The organism is Paraburkholderia sp. GAS348 (assembly GCF_050434205.1).
Lineage (GTDB): Bacteria > Pseudomonadota > Gammaproteobacteria > Burkholderiales > Burkholderiaceae > Paraburkholderia.
The window spans coordinates 68,709-80,144 of the sequence record NZ_JBNPVT010000004.1 but is presented as its reverse complement, the minus strand read 5'-3'; the positions used below and the strand labels follow the sequence as shown (position 1 = coordinate 80,144).

Genomic DNA, 11,436 nt, shown 5'->3' with positions numbered 1-11,436 from the left:
GACGCCTCATCCCGAAGGTCATCGTCGATGCAAATACAGGTTCACAAGGAAGTCGATGCGCGCGGGCTGATGTGCCCGCTGCCAATTTTGCGCGCCAAGAAGGCGCTCGCCGATATGGAAAGCGGCCAGATTCTCAAGGTACTGGCCACGGATCCGGGCTCGCAGCGCGATTTCGCCGCGTTCGCGAAGCAAACCGGCAACGAAATCGTCGAAAGCTCAGCACACGACAAGGTTTTTACCTTTTTGATGAAGCGCCGCTGAAATACGCGCACCAAAGCTCGCGTAGGGGGAAAAGCTCACGTGCTGAGCTGCGCGGCCCAGGCGGGGCCCCCCCCGTCGAGTCCCTTTAGACGGGTACCTTCAGGCGCCCCCTAGCCGGCGCCTTCAGGCTGGCCCGCCTAGGCGCCCCCAAAAACAAAAAGGTGCTGTGCCCGCAAATGCGGGTCCAGCACCTTTTCTACCTCTGCCTGATGCTTATCGCGAGAGGCTAACAGCGCAGAGGTTCTGCGCGGCTGTCCAGTTGCTTAGCCTTCCAGCACCGGCGAGCGCGTGCGCAGATATTCTTCGAAATCGGCCGCGACTTCCGGGTGACGCAGGGCGAATTCGACCGTCGCTTTCAGATAACCCAGCTTGCTGCCGCAGTCGAAACGCGTGCCGTGATACTTGTACGCCAGCACCTGCTCGTCGGCGAGCAGCGATTGAATCGCGTCCGTCAGCTGCAATTCGCCGCCCGCGCCCGGCTTCAGTGCGCGCAGATGTTCGAAAATACGCGGCTTCAGCACGTAGCGGCCCACCACACCCAGATTCGACGGCGCGACAGCCGGCTCCGGCTTTTCGACAATGCCCGACATCTTGATGATCGAGTCTTCCCACTCCTTGCCGTCGACGATACCGTACGATTTCGTCTCCGAGTGCGGGATCTCTTCGACGCCAATCACCGAGCTGTGATAGTGGTCGAACACCTCGATCATCTGCGTCATGACCGGCGGCGTGCCGTACAGCAAGTCGTCCGCGAGAATCACGGCGAACGGGTTGTCGCCCACCAGCTTTTCAGCGCACATCACCGCGTGGCCCAAGCCGAGCGCTTCCGGCTGACGCACGTAGAAGCAGTCGACATGGCTCGGCTTGATGCTGCGCACCAGTTCCAGCAGCTTGGCCTTGCCACGCGCCTCGAGTTCCGCCTCGATTTCGTATGATTTATCGAAATGGTCCTCGATCGCGCGCTTGCTGCGGCCCGTGACAAAGATCATTTCGGTGATGCCCGCCGCCATTGCCTCTTCCACCGCGTACTGAATCAGCGGCTTGTCGACGATCGGCAGCATCTCTTTCGGGCTCGCCTTCGTGGCGGGGAGGAACCGGGTGCCAAGACCTGCTACCGGAAATACTGCTTTTGTAACTTTTAGCATGTGATTACCCTGAATCCTCTGGTTTAGCTTTTGGTCCTTGCCCGCCCGCAACGGGGCGGACACGGAGCGTCGATCAGGCTGGCAATCGAGCCAATTGGGCCTTCAGCTTGCCGATGGTGGTTTCGAATTCTGCCAGCCTTTTCTGCTCCTGTTCAACCACTGCCGGTTTTGCCTTTGCAACGAAGCTTTCATTCTGCAACTTGGCATTGCACTTGGTGACCTCCATGCCAAGCCGCGCAATCTCCTTCGACAGACGCTCGCGCTCCACGGCTACATCGATTTCCACCTTCAGCACGAGCTTGTCATTCCCTACGATAGCAATCGGCGCGCCATCTGCTTGCGCATCCAGGCTTGCCTCGTCGGCAATGATCTGCACCTCCGACAAACGGGCCAATGCCTGAGCGTACGGAGCGAAGGTGAAGAGGCGCTCCGCGTTGCCGGTAGCGAGCAACGGCACCTTGACCGCCGGCGACAGATTCATCTCGCCGCGCAGATTACGGCACGCATCGATCACCGCTTTCAGGTCGGCCGCCCATTGCTCCGCGTCTTCGTCGATCTTCGACGGCTCCGCAAGGGGGTATGGCTGCACCATGATGGACGCTTCGCCCTCGGCTTTGCCTTCGGGGTAACGCGCCGCCAACGGTGCAACTTTTTGCCACAGCGCTTCGGTAATGAACGGAATCACCGGATGCGCGAGGCGCAACACCGTCTCGAGTACGCGCAGCAGCGTGCGGCGTGTTGCGCGCTGCTGATTCGGCTGACCCGTCTGGATCTGAACCTTGGCGAGTTCGAGATACCAGTCACAGTATTCGTCCCATACGAACTTGTATAGGGCGTTGGCAACATTGTCAAAACGATAGTCGGCGAAGCCCTTGGCGATTTCCGCTTCCACGCGTTGCAGGCGCGACACGATCCAGCGGTCGGCCGCCGAGAAATGCAGATGGCCGTCCGGGCCGCACTCGCCGCACTGCTCCGGCTTGCCGAAACCGCAATCGTGGCCTTCGCAGTTCATCAGCACAAAACGGGTGGCATTCCACAGCTTATTGCAGAAGTTGCGATAGCCTTCGCAGCGCGCCAGGTCGAAGTTGACGTTGCGGCCGAGCGTGGCCATTGACGCCATCGTGAAGCGCAGCGCGTCCGTGCCGAACGCCGGAATGCCGTCGGGGAATTCCTTGCGGGTCTTCTTTTCGATCGACGCAGCCTGCTTCGGGTTCATCAGGCCGGTGGTGCGCTTAGCAACCAGCGCGTCGAGTTCGATGCCGTCGACGATATCGATCGGGTCGAGCGTATTGCCCTTGCTCTTCGACATCTTCTGGCCTTCGGCGTCGCGCACGAGACCGTGTACGTAGACCGTGTCGAACGGCACCTTGCCGGTGAAGTGCGTGGTCATCATGACCATGCGCGCGACCCAGAAGAAGATGATGTCGAAACCGGTGACCAGCACCGACGAGGGCATGAAGTGCTTCAGATCCGGCGTCTCGGCAGGCCAGCCGAGCGACGAGAACGGCACCAGCGCCGATGAGAACCACGTGTCGAGCACGTCTGCGTCGCGCTTGAGCGGGCCCGTGTAACCGGCCTCTGCGGCTTTTTCGCGCGCACCCTCTTCGGTGTTGGCGACGAAGATTTCACCGTTTTCGCCGTACCACGCCGGGATCTGATGGCCCCACCAGAGTTGGCGCGAGATACACCAGTCCTGGATGTTTTCGAGCCACTGATAGTACGTGGTGGACCAGTTTTCCGGCACGAACTTGATTTCGCCGCTGCGAACCACGTCCAAGGCCGTTTCGGCGATCGATTTACCGGGATTGAAGGTGCCTTCGGGCGCCGGCTTGCTCATGGCGACGAACCATTGGTCCGTCAGCATCGGCTCGATGATGACGCCCGTGCGGTCGCCGCGCGGCACCATCAGCTTGTGCGGCTTGACCGATTCGAGCGCGCCGAGAGCTTCCAGGTCCATCACGACCTGCTTGCGGGCTTCGAAACGGTCCAGGCCGCGGTAATTTGCCGGCGCGTTGTCGTTGATCTTCGCGTCGAGCGTGAGGATTTCGATCATCGGCAGGTTGTGACGCTGGCCGACTGCATAGTCGTTAAGGTCGTGCGCGGGCGTGACCTTAACGACACCGGTGCCGAATTCGCGGTCGACGTAGTCGTCGGCGATGATTGGGACTTCGCGGCCGGAGAGGGGCAGCGTGACCGTTTTGCCGATCAGGTGCGCATAGCGTTCGTCTTCCGGATGGACCATCACGGCGGTGTCGCCGAGCATGGTTTCCGGACGTGTGGTGGCGACCGTCAGATGGCCCGAGCCGTCCGTGAGCGGATACTGGATGTGCCAGAGGTGGCCGTTTTCTTCTTCGCTGACCACTTCGAGGTCGGAGACGGCGGTGAGCAGCACCGGATCCCAGTTCACGAGGCGCTTGCCGCGGTAGATCAGGCCTTGTTCGTACAGGCGTACGAACACGTCGCGCACGGCGGCCGACATTTTGTCGTCCATCGTGAAGTATTCGCGCGACCAGTCGATCGACGCGCCGAGGCGCCGCACCTGATTTGTGATGGTCGAGCCGGATTGCTGCTTCCATTCCCAGACGCGTTCAGTGAATTTTTCGCGGCCGAGATCGTGGCGCGATACGCCTTGCGCGTCCAGTTGCCGTTCGACGACGATTTGCGTGGCGATGCCCGCGTGGTCCGTGCCCGGCACCCACAGGGTATTTTCGCCGAGCATGCGGTGATAGCGAGTGAGGCCGTCCATGATCGTCTGGTTGAACGCATGGCCCATATGCAGGGTGCCGGTGACGTTCGGCGGCGGCAACTGGATCGAGAAGTCTTTTTTGTTCTCGTCGAAGGTGGGCGCCGCGTAGGCGCGCTTTTCCCATTCGGGGCCCCAGTGGGCTTCGATGGTGTGGGGCTCGAAGCTTTTGGCAAGCGTGGAGGTCGTGTCGCTCGGGGTCTCGCTCATTTGTCGGTCTGCTGGTAGATGCAAAGAATGCTCGATTATAAGCGGCGCCGCGCGCGGGGGGCTTTGGGGGGACGGTTTGTCTGGTTTTTTTGCCTGTGTCGCGCTTGGGGTTGGTTGCAGGCATCCAGACAGTAAGAGTAAGCGCCCCGCAGGCAAAAACCCCCAAAAAAGCCCCAGCCCCGGAGGGGCATATAATGTCGAACGCCTTCGCCGTCCTCCCCAAAAATGCCCGATCTGCTAGCCAATCTAAACCCCGAACAGCACGCCGCCGTCACGCTCCCCAACGAGCCAGCGCTCATCCTTGCCGGCGCGGGCAGCGGCAAAACCCGCGTCCTCATCACGCGGATCGCGTGGCTGATCCAGCACGGTCTGGCGTCGCCCGCCACCATCCTCGCGGTGACCTTCACCAATAAAGCCGCCCGCGAAATGATGGCGCGTCTTTCGGCACTCTTGCCCATCGATACGCGAGGCATGTGGATCGGCACCTTCCACGGCCTGTGCAACCGCATGCTCCGCGCGCACCATCGCGACGCCGGTCTGCCCGCCACCTTCCAGATCCTCGATACCGCGGACCAGCTCTCCGCGATCAAGCGTCTGATGAAGGGCCTTAACATCGACGATGAAAAGTACCCGGCGAAAAATCTCCAGTACTTCATCAACAATTCCAAAGAACAAGGCCTGCGGCCGAAAGACGTCGACGCCACCGACAACTTCAACCGCAAATTCGTCGAACTCTACGAAGCCTACGACCAGCAATGCCAGCGCGAAGGCGTCGTCGACTTCCCGGAACTGCTGCTGCGCTGCTTTGAGCTGCTCGCGCACAATCCGCCGCTGCGCGCCCACTATCAGGCGCGCTTCAGGCACATTCTCGTCGACGAGTTCCAGGACACCAATAAGCTGCAATATGCGTGGCTGAAAATGCTGGCCGGGCAGACCAACTCGATCTTCGCGGTCGGCGACGACGACCAGTCGATCTACGCTTTCCGCGGCGCGAACGTCGGCAACATGCGCGACTTCGAACACGAGTTCAACGTCCGGCACATGATCAAGCTGGAGCAGAACTACCGCTCGCACGGCCATATTCTCGACGCGGCCAATCAGCTGATTGCCAATAACTCGCGGCGTCTGGGCAAGAATCTGCGTACCGACGCGGGTCACGGCGAACCGGTGCGCGTCTACGAGTCCGCTACCGACACGCAGGAAGCGGGCTGGATCGTCGAGGAAATCAAGGCGCTCATCAGCACGGGCACGTCGCGCAGCGAAATCGCCATCCTGTATCGCAGCAACGCGCAGTCGCGCACGATCGAGCACACGCTGGTCAATGCGGGCATCGCGTATCGCGTGTACGGCGGTCTGCGCTTTTTCGAACGCCAGGAAGTCAAGCACGCGCTCGCCTATCTGCGCCTGATCGACAATCCGAACGACGATACCGCGTTCGCCCGCGTCGTCAATTTCCCCACACGCGGCATCGGCGCGCGCTCGATCGAGCAACTGGCCGATGCGGCGCGTCTGTACAACTGCTCGATGGCTGCGGCGATTCCGTATGTCGCGGGTAAGGCGGGATCGAGCCTCGCCGGCTTTGCGAACCTGATCGGCAAGATGCGCGCGGAAACGCAGCAAATGAGCCTGCCGGAAACGGTCGAATACGTGGTCCGCACGAGCGGTCTCACGGAGTTCTATCAGAACGAGCGCGAAGGCCAGGACCGGCTGGAGAACTTGCAGGAACTGGTCAACGCGGCCGCTGCTTTCGTCAGCGAAGAAGGCTACGGCATGGATACGCCGGCGCGCTCGATTCCGCTGCGCCCGGGCGCAACCGCGGCGCCCGAACTGGCCGTCGCCACCGACGATCCGAATACCGTCGTGCTGGACGCACCCAGCATCGTCGACCCGGCGCAAAACCCTGACACGATGACGCCGCTCGCCGGTTTCCTGTCGCACGCATCGCTGGAAGCGGGCGACAACCAGGCGCAAGCCGGTCAGGAAGCCGTGCAGTTGATGACGGTGCACGCGGCCAAGGGCCTCGAGTTCACGGCGGTGTTCATCACCGGGCTCGAAGAAGGGCTGTTCCCGCATGAAAACAGCGCGATGGAATCGGACGGCCTGGAAGAAGAGCGCCGTCTGATGTACGTGGCGATCACGCGGGCCAAGGAGCGTTTGTATCTGTCGTTTGCGCAGAGCCGGATGCTGCACGGCCAGACGCGTTACAACATCCGCTCGCGTTTCTTCGACGAACTGCCGCAGGAAACCCTCAAGTGGCTCACGCCGAAAGTCGAGGCGGGCGCGCGCTGGGGCGGGCGCTCGGATAACGCCGGTTACGGTCGCGACTGGTTCGCGCGGCCGGGCTACACGGGTGCTTCGTCGTCGACGCCGGCGCCGTTGCCGGCTTTTGCGAACGAACAGCGTGCGGCTGAAACGGGCTTTCGCGTCGGCCAGCAGGTGTTCCACACGAAGTTTGGGGAAGGCACGATCACGGCGCTGGAAGGCGGCGGCACGGATGCCAAGGCCCAGGTCAAATTCAAACGGCACGGCGAGAAGTGGCTGGCGCTTGCGGTCGCCAAATTGCAGGCGGTCGAATGAGCACGGGCGCGATAAGCAGGGCACAAGTAGGGGCGGGCGGCGCAGGCGCGCCGGTCTCGCATCGTCCGCTCGGCATTCTGGCGGCATTGCCGCAGGAACTCGGCGACCTGATCGAAGCGATGCGCGCCGAATCCGGCGTACGCACCGTCACCCACGGTCAGCGTGACTATCACCTCGGCACCGTGCACGGCGCGCCTTGCGTCGTGACGCTGGCGCGCGTGGGCAAGGTCGCGGCGGCGGCTACGGTCAGCGCCTTGATCCATGCGTTCGATGTCGACGCAGTCGTGTTTACGGGTGTTGCGGGTGGCGTCGGGTCTGAGGTGCGAGTCGGCGATATCGTCGTCGCCAACGCGCTGATGCAGCACGATCTCGACGCGTCGCCATTGTTTCCGCGCTTCGAGGTGCCGCTGCTCGGCGTGTCGCGTTTTACCGCCGATGGTGCGCTCGCCGATCAACTGGCCGCGGCGTGCGAGCGTTTTGTCGCGGAAGAGGGCGCCGCGTCGGCGGCGCGCTTCGGCACACGCGAGCCGCGCGTCCATCGCGGCCTGATCATCAGCGGCGATCAGTTCGTCGCGAGTGCGACGGGCGTCGAAGCCTTGCGCGATGCGCTGCCGGATGCGCTCGCGGTCGAGATGGAAGGCGCGGCAATCGCGCAGGTCTGCTATGAATACGGCGTGCCGTGCGCGGTGGTGCGCACCATCTCCGACACCGCCGACGATCACGCGCCGCAATCGTTCGTGTCGTTTCTCACGGAGATCGCCGGGACGTATTCGAATGCGATTTTGAAGCGTTTTCTGGAGGCGCGTCGGGTGGCGTGACATGTTCGCCGTTGGCGCGCGCAGGGCGCTGATCAGCCGGCAGTCACACGAATGAGCGGCGCATGACTGCGTCGCCCTTTCACCGCACGATCAGCCTCGCCGCTCGCTAGTGCTTCGTTGAATCCCCCAGCGCCTCCCGCACCTGCTGCAGCGCCGCCGGATCCTCGATCGTCGGCAGATCGCCCGGTTCGCGTCCTTCGGCCAGTGCCGCAATCGCGCGGCGTAACAGCTTGCCCGAGCGCGTCTTCGGCAGCATCGACACCACCACCACACGCGCCGGCCGCGCAATCGCGCCAAGCTGGCGGTCGACCGTTGCCGTGAGTTCGGCTTCCAGCTTCGCCCGCGCCTTCTCGCTCGCATAAGCTTGCGCGTCGCGCAGCACCACGAAGGCCATTGCCGCCTGACCCTTCAGCGCATCTGTCACGCCGACCACCGCCACTTCCGCGACCGCCGCGTGGCTCGACAACGCTTCCTCGATCTCGCGCGTGCCGAGCCGATGGCCGGCGACGTTGATCACGTCGTCAGTGCGGCCGAGGATCGTCACATAACCGTCCTCATCCTGAATGCCCCAGTCGAAGGTCGAGTAGACCTGCTGGTTCGGAACGCTCGACCAGTACGTGCCGATAAAGCGCTTGTCGTCGCCCCACACCGTCGACATGCAGCCCGGCGGCAGCGGATATTCCAGCGTGAGCACGCCTTTTTCGCCCGTCGGGCAGGGCTCGCCCGTCAGTTCGTTACGCAAGGTCAGATTGAAACCGGCCGACGGCACGCCCGGCGAACCGAGCTTGGTGGGCAGCGCTTCGACGCCGCGCGGAATCGCCAGCATCGGCCAGCCGGTTTCGGTCTGCCAGTAGTTGTCGATCACGGGTTTGCCGAGCGCGTCGGCGATCCATGTGGCGGTCGGTTCGTCGAGCGGCTCGCCGGCGAGGAACAGCGCGCGCAGGCTCGACAGATCGGATTTTTTCAGCAGCGCCGGGTCCTGCTTTTTCAACACGCGCAACGCAGTCGGCGCGGTGAACATCAGATTGATCTTGTGGTGTTCGACCAGGCGCCACCAGATGCCGCCGTCTGGACGAATCGGCGTGCCTTCGTACATCACGGTAGTGAGGCCCGCAATCAGCGGTGCATAGACGATGTAGCTGTGGCCGACCACCCAGCCCACGTCCGACGCGGTAAACATGGTGTCGCCGGGCTTGCCCTGAAAGATGTGTTCCATCGATGCCGCCAGCGCCACCGCATAGCCGCCGACGTCGCGCTGCACGCCCTTCGGCTTGCCGGTGGTGCCCGAGGTGTACAGCACATACGACGGCTCGTTCGATTCGAGCCATTCGCATGACACGCGCGCATCGAAAAACTGTTCGCGCAGCGGCTCGTAGGCGACGAGGTAGCTCGCGTTCAGGCGTTCGGGCGCGAGTTGCCGATCGATCAGCAGCACGTGCGGCGTCTTGTGGGTCGCTCGCGCGAGCGCCTCGTCCACTAGCGGCGTGTACTCGATCACCTTGCCGCCGCGTGCGCCAGCGTCGGCGGTCACGACCAGCACAGGTTTCGCATCGTCGATGCGCGCTGCCAGGTTGTGAGCCGCAAAGCCGCCGAACACCACCGAGTGAATCGCGCCGAGCCGCGCGCACGCGAGCATCGCGAACAGCGCTTCGGGGATCATCGGCAGATAGAGCAGCACGACGTCGCCGCGCTTGACGCCCAGCGAGCGCATCACCGCGGCCATGCGGTTGATTTCCTCATACAGCTCGGCGTAGGTGTAACGCCGTTCGATGCCGGTTTCCGTCGACACATACACCAGCGCATTCTGCTGCGCCCGCTCGGCCAGATGCCGGTCCACCGCGTTATGGCACAGGTTCGTGCGGCCGCCGACGAACCAGCGAGCGAACGGCGGATTGGAGCGGTCGAGCACCGTATCGAACGGCGTTTGCCAATGAATCCGCTGCGCCTGTTCACGCCAGAATGCCTCGGGTTGCTCGATCGAACGGCGGTGGAAGTCGCGATAGGGGGTCATCGGCGGCGATCCTTCGGCTGCGTGAGTGGATGGATGTCGAGTCGTACGGCAGGCGTGGGCGTGGCGAGAAAGCAGTGCGTACGTCCGCACAAGCATAGTGCACGCGCCGCTGTGCGGGCAACGCGGGTTCACCATGAGCGCCACTGCACCCGGCATGGCGCGACGCCGGGCCGACTGGACTAAAGCTGCGGCGACGGCCGTGCCGTGCTGTGCAATCCACGCAAAGACCGCCGGCAAACCCGTCGCTCCAAAGAAAAAGGCGCCGCAGCGCCTTTTTCTCATCCACTTCCGGCGAAGCGCATCACGCTTTCGCGCGCTTGCCTTCGACATCCGGCAGAAACACCGTCAGCACGCCGATCAGCGGCAGGAACGAGCAGACCTTGTACACATAGGTGATGCTGGTGGCGTCGGCCAACTGCCCGAGCACGGCAGCGCCGATCCCGCCCATGCCGAACGCGAAACCGAAGAAGAGGCCCGCGATCATCCCCACCTTGCCGGGGATCAGTTCCTGCGCATAGACGAGGATCGCCGAGAACGCCGAAGCCAGCACGATACCGATGATCACCGTCAGCACGCCGGTCCAGAACAGGTTGGCGTACGGCAGAAGCAGCGTGAACGGCGCAACGCCGAGGATCGACACCCAGATCACATACTTGCGACCGATCCGGTCGCCAATCGGACCACCGATCACCGTGCCTGCCGCGACTGCCGCGAGGAACACGAACAGATGGACCTGCGCGGCCTGCACCGGCAGATGGAACTTGTCGATCAGATAGAACGTGAAATAGCTGTTGATGCTGGCGAGGTAAAAGTACTTCGAGAACACCAGCAGCATCAGCACGCCCATCGCGAACATGACCTGGTTGCGCGACAGCGTCGCGTGACCGGTCTGGCTGCGCGCCTTCTTCACGGCGGGATGCTGCTTGTACCAGCGGCCGATCTGCGCGAGCACGACGATCGCGACCAGCGCCGCCACCGAGAACCACGCGATGCTGCGCTGGCCGTGCGGAATCACGATCAACGCGGCGAGCAAGGGCCCGAGCGACGAACCCGCATTGCCGCCCACCTGGAACAGCGACTGCGCCAGACCGTGGCGGCCGCCCGAGGCCATGCGCGCCACCCGCGACGATTCCGGATGGAACACCGACGAGCCGCAGCCGACCAGCGCCGCCGCGACCAGCAGCACGCCGAAACTCGGCGCGACCGACATCAGCAGCAGGCCGGCGAGCGTGAAGCCCATGCCGACGGGCAGCGAATACGGCTTCGGATGCTTGTCGGTATAGCTGCCGACCAGCGGCTGCAGCAGCGACGCGGTGATCTGGTAGGTCAGCGTAATCAGGCCGATCTGCCCGAACGACAGCGAAAAGTTGTCTTTCAGCATCGGGTAGATCGCGAGGATCAACGACTGGATCATGTCGTTGAGCAGGTGCGAAAAGCTGATCGCGCCCAGCACGGAGTAGACCGTGCGCTGGACTTTAGCGGCCGGCGCTGTGGCAGCCGGGTTGGCAGCGAGGTTGGCAGCACTGGCGGGAGCGGTTGAGGCGCCGGCGAGGGCGCTTTTATCGAGGCTCGTTTCCATACGCTAGTTGAGAGTGAGGAGAGGGTGGAAGGTCATGATTTCAGGCTGCCGGCGCGTCGTCGTTCTTCGTGTTCGCTTGCCTGTTCGACTGA

General features: G+C 63.1%; 7 protein-coding genes. 3 read left to right on the top strand and 4 right to left on the bottom strand.

The window, feature by feature from the left end; translation table 11 throughout:
• Window positions 1-33 precede the first annotated feature (33 nt).
• Complete coding sequence (locus tag P3T22_RS08325; RefSeq protein WP_025600552.1) at window positions 34-261, top strand: sulfurtransferase TusA family protein; 228 nt, start codon at window positions 34-36, stop codon at window positions 259-261.
• 263 nt (window positions 262-524) lie between these two features.
• On the opposite strand, the gene galU is transcribed toward P3T22_RS08325, so the two are convergent.
• Both galU and P3T22_RS08315 read right to left on the bottom strand, forming a co-directional pair.
• Window positions 525-1,406, bottom strand: coding sequence for a UTP--glucose-1-phosphate uridylyltransferase GalU (gene galU / locus P3T22_RS08320; protein ID WP_063496763.1), 882 nt, complete (start codon window positions 1,404-1,406; stop codon window positions 525-527).
• A gap of 73 nt (window positions 1,407-1,479) precedes the next feature.
• The gene (locus P3T22_RS08315) at window positions 1,480-4,359 is read right to left on the bottom strand and encodes a valine--tRNA ligase (protein WP_429324742.1); all 2,880 of its coding nucleotides are present in this window, start codon (window positions 4,357-4,359) and stop codon (window positions 1,480-1,482) included.
• A 225-nt stretch (window positions 4,360-4,584) separates the two neighbouring features.
• Between P3T22_RS08315 and P3T22_RS08310 the strand changes: the two genes are divergently transcribed.
• The gene (locus tag P3T22_RS08310; protein WP_429324741.1) at window positions 4,585-6,936 is read left to right on the top strand and encodes a UvrD-helicase domain-containing protein; all 2,352 of its coding nucleotides are present in this window, start codon (window positions 4,585-4,587) and stop codon (window positions 6,934-6,936) included.
• Window positions 6,933-7,754: a 5'-methylthioadenosine/adenosylhomocysteine nucleosidase gene (locus tag P3T22_RS08305; RefSeq protein ID WP_429324740.1), complete on the top strand. Its 822-nt coding sequence runs from the start codon at window positions 6,933-6,935 to the stop codon at window positions 7,752-7,754. Before P3T22_RS08310 ends, P3T22_RS08305 begins: the two co-directional genes overlap by 4 nt.
• A gap of 106 nt (window positions 7,755-7,860) precedes the next feature.
• On the opposite strand, the gene P3T22_RS08300 is transcribed toward P3T22_RS08305, so the two are convergent.
• Window positions 7,861-9,765 carry a propionate--CoA ligase gene (locus P3T22_RS08300; RefSeq protein WP_063496759.1) on the bottom strand — a complete coding sequence of 635 codons (1,905 nt, stop codon included), beginning with the start codon at window positions 9,763-9,765 and terminating at the stop codon, window positions 7,861-7,863.
• 301 nt (window positions 9,766-10,066) lie between these two features.
• Entirely contained in the window at window positions 10,067-11,344 is a 1,278-nt protein-coding gene (locus tag P3T22_RS08295; protein ID WP_063496758.1) for an MFS transporter, read from the bottom strand.
• Window positions 11,345-11,436 lie beyond the last annotated feature (92 nt).